Source organism: Granulicella aggregans, from assembly GCF_014203275.1.
In the GTDB taxonomy this organism is placed as follows: domain Bacteria; phylum Acidobacteriota; class Terriglobia; order Terriglobales; family Acidobacteriaceae; genus Edaphobacter.
Genome location: NZ_JACHIP010000003.1, coordinates 305089 through 323981, shown reverse-complemented (window position 1 = coordinate 323981; position 18893 = coordinate 305089). Strand labels below are relative to the sequence as shown.

Below are 18893 nucleotides of genomic sequence, written 5' to 3'. Positions count from 1 at the left end.
GCGAGAGATGGCGCAACCGAGAGCAAAACTGTGGGTATGGGTCACGATCGCCCTCGCGACAGGAATCGCACTCCGCCTTTACTTCATAATTACGGCCCCAAAACTCACCACCGATACCCTCCTCTACGGCGACATCGCGAAAAACCTCCTTCAGCACCACGTCTTCGGCTTCACCGTCAACGGAGAACCACCCCGCCCCACCCTCATCCGCGTCCCTGGCTATCCGCTCTTCCTCGCCCTCTGCTTCCTTATCTTCGGCGTTGAGAACTACCACGCCGTCCTCTATCTCCAGCTCCTCATCGATCTCGCCACCTGCTGCCTCGTCGCCGATCTTGCCCGCCGCCTCTTCGGCATCCGATCCAGCATGGCCGCCCTCTGGCTCGCCGTCCTCTGCCCCTTCACCGCCAACTACGTCGGCTCCGCCCTCACCGAGACGCTCACCCTCTTCTTCATCGCCGCCTCCTTCTATACCCTCCACCGCTGGAGCGAGACCACCTTCCGCTACAACCTCTGGCTCTGGCTCCTCGCCGCCTCGCTCGCCGCCGCCATTCTCATCCGTCCGGAACAAGGCCTCCTCGCCGCCGCCATCGTCCCGGCCATGCTCTGGCTCGCCGCACGCTCCCGCGCCAACACGCCGTCGTCGCTTCCCGCTCGGCTCCTTCCGGTCCTGGTTGCTGCGTTCTGCGTCGTCCTTCCACTCGCACCTTGGGCCGCACGCAACTGGCACACCTTCCACGTCGTCCAGCCCCTGGCCCCACGCTCTGCCACCGACCCTGGAGAACACGTCCCCCTCGGCTTCCAACGCTGGTACCGCACCTGGGCCATCGAGTTCGCAAGCAACGAGTACGTCTACTGGAACTACGACAGCAGCGACATCAAGATCACCGACCTGCCCGCCCGCGCCTTCGACTCCCCCGCCCAACGCGCGGAGACAGCTAGGCTCCTCGCCGACTACAACCTCACCGACAGCGACTCTCCTTCGCTCGACGCACGCTTCAACACCCTGGCCGCCGAACGCATCTCCGGCCACCCACTCCGCTACTACATCGTTCTCCCCATCGCACGCTTAGCAAACATGCTCTTCCGCCCACGCCTTGAGCTCACAGCCATCACTCTCGAATGGTGGCAATGGAACGAAGACCGCAAGGAATCGACCTTCGCCATCGCTTACGCCTTACTCAATCTCGCTTACATGATCCTCGGAGTTTGCGGCTTTATACGCTGGAAGTCCTTCACGCCCACATTCGCCGACCATGCCCCACTTGCGCTGGCGATGGCGGCTTACGTAGTTCTCCGCTGCGCGTTGCTGCTGACTCTCGACAACTCGGAAGACCGCTACACCCTCGAACTCTTTCCCATCACCATCCTCTGCGCTGCCATCCTCTTCCAACGCAAAGAAGCGTCAGCCGCAAGCTGACGCTTCTTTCTTCCTACCCCAACAAAACCGTCATCCTGAGCAAAGCGTTTGGCCGCTTACAGCCTTGTGCCCATTCATCGCGGCACCATCGCGATGAATGGGACCGGCACAAAGGCGCAAGAGCCTACCGCCGATCCACCTGCGTATCCTTATTCGTCTTGATCGCGAACGCACCCTCGTTCACCTTCTGGTTGTACCGGATGTGCTCGAAGAACGTCGTAAACAGATCCCCCGATGGCGAAAAAAACTGCTGCTTCAACGAGATCCCCAGTGTCGGCTCAACCCATATCGTGATGTGCGAGAACATATTCCGATTGTTGGGGTCCTTGGCCACCAGGTCCAACTTCACCACGTTATAGGGCTTCGCTCCGTCTTTGATCGTCTCCATTCCCTGCTCCGTGATGTTCCACGTCTTTGCAAGATCCGTCCCGCTCCCGCCAAACCCGAGCGTCAAAAAACTCTCGGCCTGCGTCTGATTGGCGCCCGTATGGAACACCGTCAGCCGGTTCGTTCCAGGCTCATAGATCTGCAACTCGCTGCCTTTATAGGCCAGCGTCCGCGTCCCATTCGCCGTAGCCGAAGCCTCACCCGCGCAAGCCTGAGTTGCCGAAGGAGCCACTTTCAACCCCATCTCCGTCGCAGCACCTTTGCGCACAAAGTAGATCATCCCGCACTGCGAACTCGTCTCCTTGATCACCTTCGTAAACGTGTCCCGACGAAAATCAGCCTGCGCCGACTTAAACCCCACACTCGCCGCGTCCATCTGCTTCAGTACCGCATCCAACCCCGGCTGCTGAGCTCCCGCCACCATCGACAATCCCAACAAACAACCCGCCACAAAAATTCGCATAAAGACTTGCACCCCACTCCCAGTTCCCTACAACCCTGCTCTTACCGGAGCACCCAGGCGTCGTAAGCCACAACCTTGCCCTTACCATCCATCACCGGCTCATAGTGGTCCAGAGTCACCTCGCCCGAGATCGGCTCGACGGTTCGCATGATTGCTGCAACGCGCTCGCTTTCAGTTTGAGATGCATTTGGCGAGCCACTCCCGCCGCCCGCGCGAATCTCATAGATAAACCGATTCTTCTGCCCGCTTGTCCCAGCCTCTTTCACCAGAACCTCGCTATCGCGCAGCGGCACATTCGCCACCGGCCTAGCGCCGTAGTCGATATAGTGCGGCGACACAAATAAGAACAGCAAAATCAGCGTCACCATCACGTCGAAGTGAACACTTCCGCGCTCATACGTCCACCAGAAATAGCTACTCAGAAGCTTCATTACGCCGACATCCCTTTCTTATGCAGGTGCGTCTGCACGCCGATCACGGTGTCGCCATTCATGTACGGCACCAGAACCTCCGGCACCTTGATAGACCCATCCGCCTGCTGATAGTTCTCCAGGATCGCGAGATACGTCCGCCCAACAGCCAGCCCGCTGCCGTTCAACGTATGCAGCAACTCACTCTTCTTTGCGCCCGTCGGCTTGTAGCGGATATTCGCGCGCCTCGCCTGGAACGCCTCGAAGTTCGAGCACGAACTAATCTCGCGATAAAGCTGCTGTCCCGGCAACCACACTTCCAGGTCATAGGTCTTTGCTGCGGAAAACCCCATATCGCCCGCGCACAACAACATCCGACGATACGGCAGCCCTAGCTTCTCGAGCACCGTCTCTGCATGGCTCGTCAACAACTCATGCTCGGCGTCCGAGTCCTCCGGACGCACAAACTTTACCAACTCGACCTTCTGGAACTGGTGCTGCCGAATCATCCCCCGAACGTCCTTGCCATATGACCCCGCCTCGCTGCGGAAACACGGCGTATACGCGCAGAAAGAGATGGGCAGCTGCCCTTCGTCCAGCGTCTCGTCGCGGAAGATATTTGTTACCGGAACCTCAGCCGTCGGGATCAGCCAGTGATCGCTCTCCTGCAGCTTGCCCGGCTCGTACGCTCCCTTGTCGTCGCAATGAAAGAGGTCCTCGGCAAACTTCGGCAACTGCCCCGTCCCAAAAAGCGACTTCGAGTTCACCATGAACGGCGGCAGTACCTCGGTGTACCCATGCTCCCGCGTATGCAGGTCGATCATGAAGTTCGCCAGCGCCCGCTCCAACCGCGCTCCCTGCCCAAAGTGCACCACAAAGCGCGATCCGGCAATCTTCGCTGCACGGTTGAAGTCCAAAATACCTAGGGCCTCGCCCAGCTCCCAATGTGGCTTCGCGGCAAATGGAAACTCCGTCCGCTCGCCCCAAACCTTCACTTCGACGTTGTCGTGCTCGCTCTTGCCTGCCGGGACCGAATCCTGCGGAAGATTTGGCAGCGTCTGGAGCACATCGCGCAGCCTCTCGTCGGCAGCTATAGCTGTCGCCTCCAAGGCTTCAACTTCGCCCTTCAGCGACTTCGTCTGCTCCATCAGCACGCTTGCATCGCCTCCGGAACGCCGCATTCCCGCGATCTCATCCGTCAGCTTGTTACGCTGCGCCTTCAGCGTTTCGACGCGAGTCACAGCATCCCGCCGCTCGCGATCAATCTCCGCAAAATCACCCAGCAACGCAGCCGGATCGGCTCCGCGCTGACGCAGCTTCTCTTCCACTAAAGGCAAATTCGCCCGTACAAATCCCAGATCGATCATCGCTCTTCATTCTAACTGCCAGCAAAGCAAATGACCCCTCCGCTAGGAAGGGGCCGCTATCGCCTCAACAACAAAACCCCGTTACCGAGGACCGCCGCCGCCCATCATGTGGTGAACTCCAACATCATATCCACGGCGAAACCCGTCTCTGTAGTCGCGTCTCGCGCCACGCGGCACGTTCGGATGCCGGAACTCATCGCGATTATTCACATCAGGCCTGCGATGATTCTCATAGTCCTTGCGTGCGCCTTCTATGCCGTCATGAAACCCGCGACGATGAATATCATCCGCCCACTCAGAGGGCGGCGCATCCCATCCACCCGGCCCATAAGCGCCCGGAGGCGGAGGAGGAGGTCCCTGCTGATACTGTGCCTGAACTGCATTCGAACTCAACAGAATTCCCGCCGTCAATGCGACCGCTGATAGTGCGTTCCTCATATTCATTCAAATCCTCTTTCGGGCAATCCTATGCCACTCCGTTAGAACCCTACTTCGCACGCGGTGTTGCTTCGTTCCTCAAATTCACCGGTTCGCACCGCAGCAACAATCCCCGTTTATCATCTCCACATGCATAAGAAAGTCGCCGCCCTCCTGTGCCTCTCCCTGGCCCTCGCTGAATCCCCGCGCTCCCTCGCACAGGCATATCAGGCCAAGCCGAAGCTCGCCGTCATCCTCGTCATCGACCAGTTCCGCGGCGACTACCTAGACCGCTTCCGCACCAGCTTCACCACGCCCAACGGGTTCAATCTCTTCCTCAAAAAGGGTGCCTACTTCAACTCCTGCTACTACGACTACGCCAACCTCAAGACCGCTCCCGGCCACGCCACCATCGGCACCGGCTCTTACACAGACGGCCACGGCATCGGCTCCAACGAGTGGTGGGACCTCTCCCGCAGCACCGATCACCCCATCTCCTCCGTCGAAGACGAACGCTACCGCCTCACCGGCACCTTCGACGACCTCCCCGTCCCACCACTCCCCGCAGTGGACCCCAAAGCCCCCCGCGTCGGCTCGTCTCCCTTCAATCTGAAGGCGACCACCATCGGCGATGAAGTCCGCCTCGCCACCAACGGCGAATCGAAGCTCTTCGGCGTCTCGCTCAAAGACCGCGCCGCCATCCTGCCTTCCGGCCAGACCGCCAACGCCGCTTTCTGGATCGATCAATCCACCGGCCGCTTCGTCACCTCCACCTACTACATGCCCCAGCTCCCCGAGTGGGCCACCAAGTTCAACAAGGGCCCACGCGTAGCCCAGGCGGTGAAAGATGCCGGCCTCGACGACACCACGCAGTTCTACGCCATGGTCGGCCGCACCCCCGCCGCCAACAGCTACGAGCTTGCCTTCGCCGAAGCCCTCATCGACGGCGAACAACTCGGCCAACACCCGACTACTGATGTCCTCACCGTTTCTCTCTCCGCCAACGACATCCTCGGCCACCAGCTTGGGCCGGACTCCGACGCCGAGAAAGAGATGGTCCTCGCCCTCGACCGCGACCTCAACACCTTCTTCTCTGACCTCGACAAGAAGGTTGGCCTCGCCAACGTCTTGGTCGCCTTCACCGCCGACCACGGTGTAGCTCCCATCGTCCGCGAGTCCGCGAAGCTCGGTGTGCAATCGGCATCGCTCGATCTAGAAGCCTTCAGCGATGCCATCAACGAATCTCTGAACAAGCACTTCGCCACAACCAAAAAGACGAAGTTCTTCCTCTCAGCCCTCGAGCTACCCAACCTCGCCCTCGATCCCCGCGCCTTTGAAGCTCTCCACATCACCGAGGCTGACGCCGAGGCCGCAGTCGTCGATGCCATCCCCGCCGCCATAGCCACCGTCGGCCCGCCCCCGCAGCCGCTCAATAACCCCACCACGACGCCCGAAGGCAGCCGTGCCTACAGCGAAACCCGCATCGACGCCGCCCCGCGCCTCGCCTTCGTCCGCTCCCGCGTTGACCTCGCCGCTGGCAAGATCCCCGACACCGAGTTCGGCCACCTCATCCAGCACAGCTACACCGACCACGGCGGCTGGTACGTCACCGTCTTCCCCACGGCCTACCAGATGGAGTACCTCAACGGTATCCAGACCACCCACTTCTCCCCCTGGAGCTACGACCGGCACGTCCCCCTAGGCTTCTACGGAGCGGACATCATCCCCGGCTACTACCGCAACAAGGTCGCCCCGGTCGACATCGCCGCCACCTTCGCAGCCATTCTGGGCGTCAACGCTCCGTCCTCCAGCGTCGGTCATATCCTCACCCAGATCATCAAAGACAGCAAATAAAACTAAGAACATACAGAGGAGACCTATCCAATTCCTGCTGGCCGTCGTCCAACCGGAATTGTTTATCTCCCGCCCGCTGAGGCTGGCAATTCGACCAAGGATATCTCTTGCGCATCTCTATATCCGTACTCGCTTCGCTCCTGTTCCTCTCGACTCTTTCCGCTGTCGCATCAGCACAAATCGCCGTCTACGGCACGTTCTCTCCAACAAGGATTCAGGGCATCGCCACAGGGAACAACGCCGCTGGAGGATACAAAACCAGCAACTATTGGGCCTATGCTGTCGGCGGAGGGGCAACACTCACGCTGCTGCCCCTCGGGCCATTGTCACTTGGAGTAGATGTGCGAGGGTCGACCCAACCCGGAACCCAGGGTGCAGATACCGTCCTTGCCGGACTGAAATTGGGAGCCAAACTGCCTGCGATCTCCTACAAACCGTATGTCCAGGTCTCAGGCGGCTACCTCAATACCCGCTCAGACGTAGCGACCGGCCTCGCATCCGGAAGCACGAACCACCAGGGCTTTGCCGCGTATGAGGTGCTTGCCGGCATCGACCACAGGATCGCCCCGCTTATCGACTTCCGCGTTCTCGAGGCTGGCGTAGGACGCGGCATATTCGTGAATGGACCGAACAGCAATGTCCCAAACGTCACCTTCGTCACACTTTCGACTGGACTCGTCTTCCGCTTCTGACTCGACCGGCAGTGGGGAGATCATTCGCAAAGCTACAATCGAATCATGCCCCCCAAGTCCACCAGAGGCCCCGACATGCGGGTCACCCTCGCCGGCGTAGAGCTCGCCAACCCTGTCATCGCCGCCAGCGGCACCTTCGGTTACGGTGTCGAGTTCGAAGAGATCGTCTCACTCGCCCGCATCGGCGCCTTCGTCACCAAGGGACTCTCCCGCGAGCCCATGCCGGGCAACCCCACCCCGCGCATCGTCGAAACGGCCGCCGGCATGATGAACGCCATCGGCCTCCAGAACATGGGCGTCCGCGCCTTCGTCGAACAGAAGATGCCCCGCCTGCGCAAGATCCCGGGAGCGGTTGTCATCGCCAACGTCTTCGGCTTCCGCATCGAGGACTGCATCGAAGTCATCCGCGTTCTCAACGACACCCCGGACATCGCCCTCTACGAGCTCAACGCCAGCTGCCCCAACACCAGCCACGGCGGCATGGTCTTCGGCACCGACCGCGATCTCCTCCTCGAACTCACCTCGCGCTGCAAGTACATCGCGGCTCGCCCGGTCATGGTCAAGCTCTCCCCGAACGTCACCAGCATCGCCACCATGGCCCGCGCCGCAGCCGACGGCGGTGCCGATGCCATCTCCCTCGTCAACACCTTCCTCTCGCTCTCGATCGACATCGAAACCCGCCGCTCCCGCATCGCCAACTTCACCGCCGGCCTCTCCGGCCCTGCGATCAAACCCATCGCCCTCCGCATGGTCTACGAGGCCTCACAAGCAGTCAGCATTCCGGTCGTCGGCCTGGGAGGCATCGTCCGCGCCGAAGACGCCGTAGAGTTCCTCCTGGCCGGAGCCACCGCCGTCCAGGTAGGCACCGCCAGCTACGCCGACCCCCGCGCCGTAGAGAACATAGCCACAAATCTCCGTCGCTGGTGCTCCGAAAATAACGTCCAGAAGGTAGCCGACCTCACCGGCGGCCTGCTCACCTAACCGCCTTTTCTTGTTTGTCATTCCGAAGGGAATCTGCGTTTGCGTGCGTCGTCTCCGCTTTCGTTGGATACCGAGGTGCTACTCCGCAAGCCCCCGAAGTATGTCCAGCCGGTTTGGAGGCGCATTAGGCGAGAGGAAACTTGGAATAGTATCTTTCGTCCGCCGGGGCCGACAAAGGAACTCTACAGGCCATTCAGCAATACGTTCTTCCTTGACGTGAAGAAAATCGCCAGGCTCACGCTCTTCAATGTACTCAAGCTGGCGAATGAGCGCGAGTGGAGCCTCAGCGCCCTCTGTAATCCGCGAAAATGCAAGCGCTTCGGCGTAGCTTTCGAATGACTGGTAGTAGTCACTTCCATCTGCAAGGTCGACCGCGCCACGCTCAGGATGACACCAGACTCGATATTCCAGAACTTCGTCCCAAACATATCCCCCGCCAGCCTTCGCGAGCGATGAGTATGTACCCACGAGTTGCGCATCTAGAACGTCTGGATAGTCTGGATAGATTGTGAGATTCATTTGGATAACCCTATCGTGCCTTCTTCAAAGCACCAATTAATCCGATTGATCCGCGCTTTATAACGCCAAATAGAAACCACGATGGCATCCGTCTTCCTCCACCAGCGCTAAACTAATCCACGTGAACATTGAATGCATCACCACCACCGCTCCTGAGCTCTCTGGCGACCTCCGCCCCGTCCGCCGCGCCCTTCTCTCGGTCACCGACAAGACCGGCCTCATCGAATTTGCCCGCACCCTCTCCACCTTTGGCGTCGATCTCGTCAGCACCGGCGGCACCGCACGTGCCCTCCGGGAAGCCGGCCTCCCCGTCCGCGATATCAGCGACCTCACCGGCTTCCCCGAGATGCTCGACGGCCGCGTCAAGACCCTCCATCCCAAAGTCCACGGCGGCATCCTCCATATCCGTCACAACGAGGCCCACCTCGCCTCCGTTGCCGAGCACGCCATCGAGCCCATCGACATGGTCGTCGTAAACCTCTACGCCTTCGAAAAGACCGCGCAGAAGCCCAACGCCGCCTTCTCCGACATCATCGAGAACATCGACATCGGCGGCCCATCCATGGTCCGCTCCGCCGCCAAGAACTTCGAGGATGTCGCCGTCGTCACGGCAGTCGCAGACTACACCGCCCTCGCCGCCGAACTCACCGAGCACCACGGCAGCCTCTGCCGCTCCACGCGCTGGCGGCTCGCCAAGCAGGCCTTCGCCACCACCGCCGCCTACGACGCAGGTATCGCAAGCACCCTCGAGACAATCGTCGAACCCGGCGGCGAAGGCGAGCCCGCGAAGTTCGACAACGCGACTCTGCCGTCCACTGTCCGCATCATCGAGCCGCTTGCATACACCCTCCGTTACGGCGAGAACCCGCACCAGAAGGCCGCCCTCTACACCGACGGCAGCGGTAAGGGCGTCGCCGCCGGCAAGCAGCTCCAGGGCAAGGAACTTAGCTACAACAACATCGTCGACCTCGACGCCTGCTGGGAGCTCGTCAGCGAGTTTGAAGGCTCCGCCGACGCCGCCGTCGCCATCATCAAGCACACCAACCCCTGCGGCGCAGCCACCGGCGCGACCGTCCTAGAGGCCTACACCCGCGCGCTCGAAGCTGATCCCATCTCCGCCTTCGGTGGCGTCATCGGCATCAATCGCGAGGTAGACGAAGCCGCCGCAGAAGAGATCGCCAAGCTCTTCGTCGAAGCCATCGTGGCTCCGTCCTTCACCGAAGGCGCACTCGCCCGCTTCGCCGCGAAGAAGAACCTCCGCCTCGTAGCCATCACCTCGGCACACACGCCACGCATCATCAAACAAGTCTCGGGTGGCCTCCTCATCCAGGACGCCGACCGCCACCGCGTCACCGAAGCCGACCTCAAGACCGTCACCAGCCGCCCGCCAACCCCCGAAGAGATGCGCGCACTGCTCTTCTCCTGGAGCGTCTGCAAACACGTCAAATCGAACGCCATCGTCTACGCCCGCTTCAACGCAGGCCACGGCCAGACCGTAGGCATCGGTGCCGGCCAGATGAGCCGAGTCGACGCCGCAAAGTTCGGTGCGATGAAAGCAGCCCTCCCGCTCGCCGGAACCGTAGCCGCCTCAGACGCCTTCTTCCCTTTCCCCGACGGCCTTGAAGTCGTAGCCAACGCCGGAGCAACCGCCATCATCCAGCCCGGAGGCTCAGTCCGCGACACCGAAGTCATCGCAGCCGCCGACAAGCTCGGCATCGCGATGGTCTTCACCGGCATCCGCCACTTCCGCCACGGCTGATCGATTCATCCACAATCTGTGCCCCATTCATCGCAGCTACATCGCGATGAGTGGGACCAGTCACAACCCCGTCCTTGTCATCCTTCGACGAAGTCGGAGGATCTGCTTTTGTCTTTCCAGTTGGCCTCGAGCCTCTTCACCCCATCCAAAATCCCCAACTCCCCAACCCTTCCGTCTATAATTCTCACCATTACATCCGCGTGAACACCGCGCGCAGATCCCGGCATCCGACTCACGAACCCGAACGTCTAACCTTGTAGCACTGGTTCCACTGCTTCACTCGTTCCACCGAACTTTCATGACTCTCTAAACCCGTCGGCACCGGATAAAAAACATATGACCTTTCGCCCCTCGAACGCCATTCTGATCTCCTGCCGCCGCTTTCTTCCCGCGCTCGCTCTCTGCGCCGCGACCCTTTCCCTCCCCGCGCAAACCCTGAAGCATCATAGCGATGCGCCAGAGGTGGCCACCAAAGCCGCGACTCCGGCTGTCGATCACGGTGCCAGCTACTATCACTATGGCCTGGCCCATATCTACGAGGATATGGCCGTCAACGCGGGCCGTCCCGACTATGCCACCCAAGCCGTGGAAGAGTACAAGCTCGCCCTCAATGCCGACCCCGACTCCCCCATGCTCCAGAACGGCCTCGCCGACCTCTACTTCAAGATCGGGCGCATCCGGGAAGCAGTCACGGCCGCAAAAGACCAGATCTCCCGCAATCCTAACGACGTCGAGTCCCACAAGCTCCTCGGCAAGGTCTACCTCCGCTCGCTTGGCGACGCCCAGAACCAGCAATCGGCCGAGATGCTCCAGTTAGCCCTCACAGAGTACGAGACCCTCGCCAAGCTCGATCCCAATGACGTCGAGAACCACCTACTTCTCGGTCAGCTCTACGGCCTCAATCATGACTCCGCCAAGGCCGAGGCCCAATTCAAGCTCGCTGAAAAAATCGACCCTAACTCGGAAGAGAGCGTCCTCAATCTCGCCCGCCTCTACAGCGTTCAAGGTGACTTTCAGCGTACGATCGAAGTCCTCAAGTCCGTCCCGCCGGAAGATCGCACCCCGCGCATGGAACTCGCGCTCGGCGGCAGCTACGACCAGGTCAAGGACTACGGAAACGCCGCGGCAGCCTACAAGCGCGCGCTCGATTCCGACCCCGGCAACGTCGACAGCACACGAGGCTACGCCAACGCCCTTCTGAACGACGGCAAGCTCGACGAAGCCCTCGCCCAGTTCAAGGCCGTTCTTGTCATCGAGCCCACAGACGCCCAGTCGCAGATCCGCATCGCCGACATCCAGCGCCGCCAGGGCCACTACGAAGAAGCCCTTGCCACTCTGCAGAAGGCTAAGACCCTCACCAAGGACAACCAGGAGCTCAGCTACAACGAGGCCCTGATCGATGACTCTCTCGGCCGCTACGACGACGCCATCGCTGTCCTCACCGGCCTCATCGACTCCGGCACCCAGGCTGACGGCAAGTACTCTGACGGCGACAAGTCCAACCGCGCCATCTTCCTCGATCGCCTCGGCATCATCTACCGCGAGCAGAACAAGACCGCTCAGGCCGTCGATGCCTATAAGCAGATCATCGCCCTCGGCGGAGACTTCGTCTCTCGCGGATACCAGGGCGAAGTCGACGCCTACCGCGACGTTCACCAGTGGACCGAGGCAACTGCAGTTGCCGCCGAAGCTGCCAAGGCTCTGCCCAAAGATCGCCAGGTCCAACTCATGTACGCCGGCCAGCTAGCCGACTCCGGCAAGGTAGACGAGGGCCTCGCCCTTGCCAAGACGCAGCTCCAAGGCACCTCCGACGACCGCGACGTCCAACTCTCGCTCGCCCAGATCGATCTCCGCCTCAAGCGCTACGCCGACGCAAACGCCGAGATCGACAAAGCCGAAACCACCTCCAAGACCTCCGGCGAGAAGCTCTACATCCACTTCCTCCGTGGAACCGTCGCCGACCGCCAGAAGAACTACGATGAAGCCGAGTCCGAGTTTCACAAGGCCCTCGCCATCGATCCACAGAACGCCACCGTCCTCAACTACATCGGCTACATGAACGCCGACCGCGGCGTGAAGCTCAACGAGGCCCTCGCCCAGATCAAGAAGGCCGTCGACCTTGATCCGCAGAACTACGCATTCCTCGACTCGCTCGGTTGGGTTTACTTCAAACTCGGCCAATACACCGAAGCCTCGCAAAACCTGCAGAAGGCCGTCGAACGCAGCAGCACCGACCCGACCGTCCACGACCACCTCGGCCAGGTGTATGAGAAGACCGGCAAGCTCAAACTCGCCGTCACCCAGTGGGAGCGCTCCATGAACGAGTACGCTCACTCGCTGCCTGCTGACGCGGACCCAGCCGATGTCGCCAAGGTCCAGCACCACCTCGACGCAGCCAAGATCAAGCTGGCGAAGGTCAACACCACAACCTCCAAGCAATAACAGAACCAACATACCGGGTGCCCCATCTTCGCGACAGCCTGATCGTCGCTAAGGTGGGCATTCGTGCGGTGCACGAACCACTCTCTTCCCCCCGTCCACAAGTCCCACAGACAGCCCCATGCACTAAACTGCATTCAGCTACCCGATGACTGACACCCCGCATCTCCCCGCCGTCCGCGGCGACGCCGACGATCCTCTCAGCACCCGCGTCTATCCGGCCCCCGCACGCGCGCACCGCACCCCTTTCCAGCGCGATCGCGACCGCGTCGTACAAGCCCGTGCCTTTCGTCGCCTTGCCGGCAAGACCCAGGTCTTCACCTCCCGCGCCAGCGACCACTTCCGCAGCCGCCTCACCCACACCATCGAAGTTGTCCAGATCGCCCGCGATGTAGCCTGCGCCCTAGGCCTCAACGAAGACCTCGCCGAGACCCTCGCCCTGGTCCACGACATCGGCCACCCGCCCTTCGGCCACGCCGGCGAGCGCGCCCTCGACAAGTGCCTGCAGCAGCACGGCCTCCGCTTCGACCACAACCTCCACGCCCTTCGCATCTGTGAGCACTTCGAGCAGCGTTACGCCGCCCATCGCGGCCTCAACCTCACCCTTGGCGTCCGCGAAGGCATCATCAAGCACTCCCGCGACTACAAGCCTAACGAGCACCCGTTGCTTGAGCCCTATATGCTCGGCGAACGGCCGCCGCTCGAAGCCCAGATCATTGACCTCGCCGACGAGATCGCCTATCTCACCGCCGATCTCGACGACGGCGTCGAGTCCGGCCTCCTCGAGATCGACCACATCTGCGACCACGTCCACATCCTCAGCCGCTGCTACAAGCAGGTCGCCGCGCAGCACGCAGGCGTCGAGCAGAAGTACCTCTTCAACGAAGCCCTTCAACTCATGCAGCACGCCCTCACCGACGACCTCATCGCCACCACCCGCCGCAACACCGAGGCCATCGGCGCGAAGTCCCTCGAAGACATACGCCTTCATCCCCGCCGCCTCGCCGTCTTCTCCCAGCAGGCCGAGTCCGAGCGTCTCCAGGAAAAGCGCTACCTCTACGATACCCTCTACACCTGCGACGCCCTCGAAAACGAGCACAATAAGGCCGAAGAGGTCGTCACCGCTCTCTTCAACTTCTGGATCAAGAACCCCGAAGAGTTGCCCCAAAGCTACTTCGACGAATCAGTCGAAGAGGGCCTGCCCCGCATCGTCGCCGACTACATTGCCGGCATGACCGACCAGTACATCCTTCTCCAATTCCCAGCCATTCGGCGAGCCATCCGCCGCTGATTAAGTCGTCTGTCATTCCCAAAGGGAATCTGCGTTTGCTTTGAGCCGAGCCACCACCGCCCGGGTGCCCCATCCATACGCAGTCTCACCGCGGATGGGTGGGACGTAAAACGTCACGGCAACAACGAAACATGCGCCGCGACAATCCTCCACCCCACCTCGAACCTCACCCAAACCTGGCTCTGCCGCCCTCGAATCACTCGGCCATCCCCAGCCACCCGATCAAACTCAAGCGTGATGCTCCCATAGTCGTTTCCAAACGCCACTACATCCAACCGCTTCACCGTCCGCGCCAGCCCCACCGATGGCCGGCTCTTGCGAAACGCCTCCAGCTCCTCAAACCCGTAAAGATTCTCCGTCACCCCAAACCGCATCACCTCCGGCGAGTGCCAGAACATCGCCGTCAGCGTCTCCACATCATTCGAGACCAAAGCCTCCTCATACTTCGGATAGAGCACCGTCAACTCCGCCACCACCGCTGGATCATTCACCACCATTGCCACCAACCCTCCATCTCTCAAACGAATAATCCTTCATCCTGAGCGGCGCCATTCGCTGCTCCATCGCGAATGGCGCAGTCTAAGGACCTGCGTCCCCGCTCCCTGACCACATCACTCACTAGCTTTCAGCTACGGTCGCTAAAACAGTCGTCGCCCAGGCAAGATACTCTTACCAATCGAAGCCGCCACCGTCACCATCGGCCGATTCACTACCTGCGCCAGCCGTAGATCCATCGCCACGCTGCAAAGCAAATACGCATGCAACTCCGAGAAACCCCACCCTTCTACCAGCAGGTCCACCATCCGTGAGGTAGCCGCCTTCGCCGCTCCCAGCGCATCAGGCGAAGACTCGACCACCGTCCACTGACCCAGCGGGTCTACCGCGACATAGGGAGCATCCACCACCGGCCCCGCCAGCGCCTTTCCCTTATGCACCTTGAATCGCAGTGTCACATCAGCCGGGCATTCGATCCCGTTGATGCATACCTCTCCATCGCCCTGTGCCGCATGGGCGTCTCCGCAAGAAAACAACGCCCCCGCATTGAACACCGGCAGATACAACGTCGATCCCGTCACCAAATCCCGCACATCCATGTTCCCGCCAAACGTTCCCGGCGGTCGCGTCTTGAACACCCCAGCTTCGCCCGGAGCCACTCCCATCACGCCGCAAAAAGGCCGCAGCGGCAACACCGCCGGAGCCAGCGACCGCGACACCTCGCCATCCAAATCCCAATGAAACAAACTCGGCTCAGTAAACCGCTCGTCGAGAAACCCCAGCCCCGCGATGGTGCTCGTCCATCCCCAACCCTTGTGCCTGACCTCCAGCACTTCAACCTCGAGCACATCCCCCGCCGCTGATCCCCTCACATACACCGGCCCAGTCAGCGCGTGAATCCTGTCGCGTTCGATGCCAAGAAAGTCCTGAACCGTCGCCCCCGGTTTCACCTGTCCGCCGCTTGCATCCAGGCACTCGAAGTGAACTGTATCGCCACTTTCAATTTCCAGCCTCGGTTCCAGTTCCTTATTCCAAACCGAATGCGTAGGCTCCGCCCCCAACTCAAACTCCGCCATCCCAGCTCCTAAAAGATCTCCACCACCATCTGCACTTCCACCATCGCATTCCTGGGCAACGCGTTCACCCCCACAGCCGCCCGCACGTGCCGTCCCGCGTCGCCAAATACCTTTACCAACAGGTCCGAAAATCCGTTCACAACCTTCGGCGAATCCGCAAACTCCTGCGGCGCGTTCACATATCCATTCACGCTCACCACGCTCTTCACCGCGTTCAGAGATCCCAGATGCCGCTTCAACACCGCGAGCTGCGTCAAGCCGCAAAGACGCGCCGCGCGGTACCCTTCTTCGATAGCGAGAACCTGCCCCGTAACAATTCCACTTTCATCCGATGAAATCACCCCAGCCAGATAGACCAGCTTCCCCACCGTCTTTGCCGAGAGATAATTCCCGCCCGGGGCGGGCAGTTCCGGCAATACGATCCCCGCCGCAGCCAGTCTCTCTTCCGCATCTCCGACAACAGCTATACCTGCTTTTTCTTCCATAGCCCCGTACTCTATCACGCTCAAAAATAAACATCGTAGGCACTTCGGCGCTTTCCGCGATAGGCTGCTTTCATGCTTCGGCAGGCTGCCCTCATCTTCGCGCTCTCTGTTGGTCTGGTCGCAGCAGGGCAGCAGAACAGGCGGCCCACCCCTGCAGCGCATCGTCACTCCCCGTCCGACCTCGAGGTCTTTATCCTCGATTCAAGCGGCAAAACGATATCCAACATCTTCCTATCTCGTGCCTTCCTCGCCGGTCTTCCTCAAAAGACAACCATCCTCAAGGCGGATGAGAACTTCCCCGAACTGCCCACCTCCCACGCACGCCTCAAAGGCGTCGATCTTGACACTCTCATCCGCGCAATCTATCCGTCCGATCCCAGGGTCGCTGCAGTCGCGCTCTGCCGGGATAGCTATAACTCTCCCTTCCCCCGCCAGGCCATCCTCGATCACCATCCCATCCTCGTTCTCACGATCGACGGGTTATCTCCCCACGCCTGGGCGAGAAAGAACCACACCTACGATCCCATGCCGTACTTCATCGCCTACCAGGACTTCGTTCCCTCCTTCCAGGTCCTGAATCAAGACGAGCGTGCCCAACACCCTGCCGAGATCATTCGCCTCGAACTATTGCCCTCCACCTCACTCTTCACCTCCATCACCCCACCGAACTCCGCTCAACTCCCACCCGGCTCACCCGTCCTCGACGGTTTTCGCATCGCGCAACAGAACTGCATTCGCTGCCACAACTCCGGCGAGACCGGAGGCACGAAGGCCCATCGCACTTGGCAACATCTTGCAGAAGTCGCGAAGTCCCGCCCCGACTACTTTGCCACCTGGGTCCACGATCCCATGTCCCTCAAACCCGACGCCAAGATGCCCCCCAATCTGAAGTATGATCAAGCCACACTCAAAGCCCTGACTCGTTACTTTCAGACCTTCGCGCCCTGAGTCGCTCTACGCGAAGCCCCGCAAGCAACCAGCTCTCTAGGAGATCGATGGCGGTCCGTCTCTCGAAGTGCATCCTCGTCCTTGGCGTCGCCTTCTTCTGCTCGCTCGTCGTCTTCAATAACTTCACGGACTACGACTCGAACTTCCAGTTCGTCCGCCACGTCCTCCAGATGGACACCACCTTCCCCGGCAATCAGGGCATGTGGCGAGCGATCAACTCGCCCGCCTTCCACCACGTCGCATACGACTTCGTCATCCTGTGGGAGTCCATCACCACCGTCATCGCATGGTGGGGCGGCATCAGCCTCCTCCGTGCGTTGAAGCTTCCCGCTGCAACCTTCAACGCCGCTAAATCCCCCGCCGTCGCCGCGCTCACCCTCGGCATCGTTCTCTGGTTCGTCGGCTTCATCGCCGTCGGCGGCGAGTGGTATCTCATGTGGCAATCCAAGATCTGGAACGGCCAGGACCCAGCCTTCCGTCTCGTCGTAATCCTGGGGATCACCCTTCTCTACGTCACTACACCGGATCAAGAACATGCCTGATACTGCCCCTCCTATCGCCGCCCTCCGCGCCCTCATAGCTTCGGGAGAGGTCGATCCCGCAACGGTAATGATCGAAGCCCAGAAGAACGCCGACAAGCACCCCGGCAACGGCAACACCTATCTCCACCGCGACTCTGCCCTCGCTATTCGTGAAGCCCTCGCCCTCCCCGCGAAGTTTCCCGAAGCAGATGACCGCCCGCCGCTCTACGGCATCCCCGTCTCGGTAAAAGACTGCTTCGACATCATCGGCACCGTTGCCACCTGCGGCTCAAAGTTCTATGAAGCCCACAACCCGCCAGCTCTGACCAACGCCTGGATCGTCGACCGTCTCCTCGCCGCCGGTGCCGTCATCACCGGCAAGACCCATCTCCACCCCCTCGCCTACGGCATCACCGGCGAAAACCCCGAGTACGGCGATTGCCTCCAGCCCCGCGACCCGTCGCTCCTCACCGGCGGTTCTTCCTCCGGCGCAGTAGCCAGCGTCCAGGAAGGCTCGGCGATGTTCGCCATTGGCACCGACACCGGCGGTTCCGTCCGCGTCCCAGCCGCCCTCTGCGGCCTGGCTGGTTACCGCGCTTCCCTCGGCCTCTTTCCAGAAACTATCTGCTGGCAAGGCGGCGCTCATCTTGCCGAGTCCTTCGACACCCTGGGCCTCCTCTTCCATGACCTCCGCGACGCCCCGCTCCTTGGCGAAGCCGTCTTCGCCATCGCGCGCGTTCCTACCCCTGGCAACCCACGAATCGGCATTCCTACTGCCGACTTCCTCTACGACTGCGACCCCGATGTCCTAGCCGCCTTCACCGCATGGCAACATCGCCTCACCGAACACGGCGCCACCATCGAGACCTTCGAGACCACCACGTGGCAAGACTGCAAAGAGATCTTCACCACTATCCAAGCCAGCGAAGCGTCCAGATATCATCGGGGCCATTTCTCAGAGTTTGAGCCCTCCATCGCGGAACGCCTGACCTGGGGCGAAACCATCACCCCAGCCCAACTCGCAGCCCTCCACCAGCGCCTCGAAGCCTTCCGCGCAACCATTGACGAACTCTTCACCCGCTTCGACTTTCTTTTGCTCCCCTGCGCTCCGGTCAGCCGCCTCGTCGCCGGCGATGATCAGAGCGGAGCCCGCGCCCGCATCCTCCGCTACACCTGCCCCATCAGCATGGCCGGCCTGCCAACGGTCACCCTCGCCGGCGAACTTCTCGCTACATCCCACGGTGAGCACTTCGGCACCGGCATGCAACTCTGCGCGCCTCGCCTGAAAGACGCGGAACTCTTAGCCTTCGCGGCAGCTCTTTGACGCTGCTATCCTGCAATCACACCCACACTCACCAGGAGACCCTCACCA

Annotated in this window: 18 protein-coding genes; 10 read left to right on the top strand and 8 right to left on the bottom strand. The window is 61.0% G+C overall.

The window, feature by feature from the left end; genetic code table 11:
• Window positions 1-7 precede the first annotated feature (7 nt).
• A complete protein-coding gene (locus HDF16_RS11710) occupies window positions 8-1417 on the top strand; it encodes an ArnT family glycosyltransferase (RefSeq protein ID WP_184216776.1) in 1410 nt (469 codons plus the stop codon).
• A 124-nt stretch (window positions 1418-1541) separates the two neighbouring features.
• On the opposite strand, the gene HDF16_RS11705 is transcribed toward HDF16_RS11710, so the two are convergent.
• The 4 genes from HDF16_RS11705 to HDF16_RS11690 form a co-directional block, all read right to left on the bottom strand.
• Complete coding sequence (locus HDF16_RS11705) at window positions 1542-2240, bottom strand: LolA family protein (RefSeq protein WP_246409027.1); 699 nt, start codon at window positions 2238-2240, stop codon at window positions 1542-1544.
• 68 nt (window positions 2241-2308) lie between these two features.
• Window positions 2309-2698: a hypothetical protein gene (locus tag HDF16_RS11700; protein WP_184216772.1), complete on the bottom strand. Its 390-nt coding sequence runs from the start codon at window positions 2696-2698 to the stop codon at window positions 2309-2311.
• The gene (gene serS / locus HDF16_RS11695) at window positions 2698-4044 is read right to left on the bottom strand and encodes a serine--tRNA ligase (RefSeq protein WP_184216770.1); all 1347 of its coding nucleotides are present in this window, start codon (window positions 4042-4044) and stop codon (window positions 2698-2700) included. Before serS ends, HDF16_RS11700 begins: the two co-directional genes overlap by 1 nt.
• An 81-nt stretch (window positions 4045-4125) precedes the next feature.
• On the bottom strand, window positions 4126-4488 hold the full coding sequence (locus HDF16_RS11690; RefSeq protein ID WP_184216768.1) for a hypothetical protein: 363 nt from the start codon (window positions 4486-4488) through the stop codon (window positions 4126-4128).
• Between the two features lie 123 nt (window positions 4489-4611).
• On the opposite strand from HDF16_RS11690, the gene HDF16_RS11685 reads away from it, so the two are divergent.
• The 3 genes from HDF16_RS11685 to HDF16_RS11675 all read left to right on the top strand — a co-directional run bounded on the left by HDF16_RS11685 (window position 4612) and on the right by HDF16_RS11675 (window position 7988).
• A complete protein-coding gene (locus HDF16_RS11685) occupies window positions 4612-6315 on the top strand; it encodes an alkaline phosphatase family protein (protein WP_184216766.1) in 1704 nt (567 codons plus the stop codon).
• A 107-nt stretch (window positions 6316-6422) separates the two neighbouring features.
• A complete protein-coding gene (locus tag HDF16_RS11680; protein ID WP_184216764.1) occupies window positions 6423-7007 on the top strand; it encodes a hypothetical protein in 585 nt (194 codons plus the stop codon).
• Window positions 7008-7052: 45 nt separating this feature from the next.
• Complete coding sequence (locus tag HDF16_RS11675) at window positions 7053-7988, top strand: dihydroorotate dehydrogenase (protein WP_246409026.1); 936 nt, start codon at window positions 7053-7055, stop codon at window positions 7986-7988.
• A gap of 78 nt (window positions 7989-8066) precedes the next feature.
• Here HDF16_RS11675 and HDF16_RS11670 read toward each other — a convergent pair whose 3' ends face one another.
• A complete protein-coding gene (locus HDF16_RS11670; RefSeq protein WP_184216762.1) occupies window positions 8067-8507 on the bottom strand; it encodes a GCN5 family acetyltransferase in 441 nt (146 codons plus the stop codon).
• A gap of 121 nt (window positions 8508-8628) precedes the next feature.
• On the opposite strand from HDF16_RS11670, the gene purH reads away from it, so the two are divergent.
• From purH to dgt, 3 genes are all read left to right on the top strand, one after another.
• The gene (gene purH, locus HDF16_RS11665; protein WP_184216760.1) at window positions 8629-10266 is read left to right on the top strand and encodes a bifunctional phosphoribosylaminoimidazolecarboxamide formyltransferase/IMP cyclohydrolase; all 1638 of its coding nucleotides are present in this window, start codon (window positions 8629-8631) and stop codon (window positions 10264-10266) included.
• Between the two features lie 336 nt (window positions 10267-10602).
• Entirely contained in the window at window positions 10603-12708 is a 2106-nt protein-coding gene (locus tag HDF16_RS11660) for a tetratricopeptide repeat protein (RefSeq protein ID WP_184216758.1), read from the top strand.
• 145 nt (window positions 12709-12853) lie between these two features.
• Window positions 12854-13996 carry a dGTP triphosphohydrolase gene (gene dgt, locus HDF16_RS11655; RefSeq protein WP_184216756.1) on the top strand — a complete coding sequence of 381 codons (1143 nt, stop codon included), beginning with the start codon at window positions 12854-12856 and terminating at the stop codon, window positions 13994-13996.
• A gap of 113 nt (window positions 13997-14109) precedes the next feature.
• Here the strand turns inward: dgt and hpxZ are convergent, their stop codons facing one another.
• From hpxZ to HDF16_RS11640, 3 genes are all read right to left on the bottom strand, one after another.
• Window positions 14110-14493 carry an oxalurate catabolism protein HpxZ gene (gene hpxZ, locus HDF16_RS11650; protein WP_184217488.1) on the bottom strand — a complete coding sequence of 128 codons (384 nt, stop codon included), beginning with the start codon at window positions 14491-14493 and terminating at the stop codon, window positions 14110-14112.
• 141 nt (window positions 14494-14634) lie between these two features.
• On the bottom strand, window positions 14635-15567 hold the full coding sequence (locus HDF16_RS11645) for an acetamidase/formamidase family protein (RefSeq protein WP_184216754.1): 933 nt from the start codon (window positions 15565-15567) through the stop codon (window positions 14635-14637).
• 8 nt (window positions 15568-15575) lie between these two features.
• Entirely contained in the window at window positions 15576-16052 is a 477-nt protein-coding gene (locus HDF16_RS11640; RefSeq protein ID WP_184216752.1) for a RidA family protein, read from the bottom strand.
• Window positions 16053-16124: 72 nt separating this feature from the next.
• Here HDF16_RS11640 and HDF16_RS11635 point away from each other — a divergent pair, with 72 nt between their 5' ends.
• From HDF16_RS11635 to HDF16_RS11625, 3 genes are read left to right on the top strand one after another with little or no spacing between them, the layout of a single operon-like run.
• Window positions 16125-17000, top strand: a complete 876-nt coding sequence (locus HDF16_RS11635) for a cytochrome c (RefSeq protein ID WP_184216750.1) — start codon at window positions 16125-16127, stop codon at window positions 16998-17000.
• Window positions 17001-17047: 47 nt separating this feature from the next.
• Entirely contained in the window at window positions 17048-17542 is a 495-nt protein-coding gene (locus HDF16_RS11630; protein WP_184216748.1) for a DUF2165 family protein, read from the top strand.
• The gene (locus HDF16_RS11625; RefSeq protein ID WP_184216746.1) at window positions 17535-18845 is read left to right on the top strand and encodes an amidase; all 1311 of its coding nucleotides are present in this window, start codon (window positions 17535-17537) and stop codon (window positions 18843-18845) included. The genes HDF16_RS11630 and HDF16_RS11625 overlap by 8 nt, the downstream gene beginning before the upstream one ends.
• Window positions 18846-18893: the final 48 nt, after the last annotated feature.

What these genes read in the sequence shown, in the direction of transcription:
- HDF16_RS11690 (WP_184216768.1), bottom strand. Translation starts at nt 4,488, where the DNA reads ATGAATATGAGGAACGCACTATCAGCGGTCGCATTGACGGCGGGAATT.
- HDF16_RS11635 (WP_184216750.1), top strand. Translation starts at nt 16,125, where the DNA reads ATGCTTCGGCAGGCTGCCCTCATCTTCGCGCTCTCTGTTGGTCTGGTC.
- HDF16_RS11675 (WP_246409026.1), top strand. Translation starts at nt 7,053, where the DNA reads ATGCCCCCCAAGTCCACCAGAGGCCCCGACATGCGGGTCACCCTCGCC.
- HDF16_RS11640 (WP_184216752.1), bottom strand. Translation starts at nt 16,052, where the DNA reads ATGGAAGAAAAAGCAGGTATAGCTGTTGTCGGAGATGCGGAAGAGAGA.
- HDF16_RS11700 (WP_184216772.1), bottom strand. Translation starts at nt 2,698, where the DNA reads ATGAAGCTTCTGAGTAGCTATTTCTGGTGGACGTATGAGCGCGGAAGT.
- hpxZ (WP_184217488.1), bottom strand. Translation starts at nt 14,493, where the DNA reads ATGGTGGTGAATGATCCAGCGGTGGTGGCGGAGTTGACGGTGCTCTAT.
- HDF16_RS11685 (WP_184216766.1), top strand. Translation starts at nt 4,612, where the DNA reads ATGCATAAGAAAGTCGCCGCCCTCCTGTGCCTCTCCCTGGCCCTCGCT.
- HDF16_RS11670 (WP_184216762.1), bottom strand. Translation starts at nt 8,507, where the DNA reads ATGAATCTCACAATCTATCCAGACTATCCAGACGTTCTAGATGCGCAA.
- dgt (WP_184216756.1), top strand. Translation starts at nt 12,854, where the DNA reads ATGACTGACACCCCGCATCTCCCCGCCGTCCGCGGCGACGCCGACGAT.
- HDF16_RS11660 (WP_184216758.1), top strand. Translation starts at nt 10,603, where the DNA reads ATGACCTTTCGCCCCTCGAACGCCATTCTGATCTCCTGCCGCCGCTTT.
- HDF16_RS11645 (WP_184216754.1), bottom strand. Translation starts at nt 15,567, where the DNA reads ATGGCGGAGTTTGAGTTGGGGGCGGAGCCTACGCATTCGGTTTGGAAT.
- HDF16_RS11625 (WP_184216746.1), top strand. Translation starts at nt 17,535, where the DNA reads ATGCCTGATACTGCCCCTCCTATCGCCGCCCTCCGCGCCCTCATAGCT.
- HDF16_RS11630 (WP_184216748.1), top strand. Translation starts at nt 17,048, where the DNA reads ATGGCGGTCCGTCTCTCGAAGTGCATCCTCGTCCTTGGCGTCGCCTTC.
- HDF16_RS11710 (WP_184216776.1), top strand. Translation starts at nt 8, where the DNA reads ATGGCGCAACCGAGAGCAAAACTGTGGGTATGGGTCACGATCGCCCTC.
- serS (WP_184216770.1), bottom strand. Translation starts at nt 4,044, where the DNA reads ATGATCGATCTGGGATTTGTACGGGCGAATTTGCCTTTAGTGGAAGAG.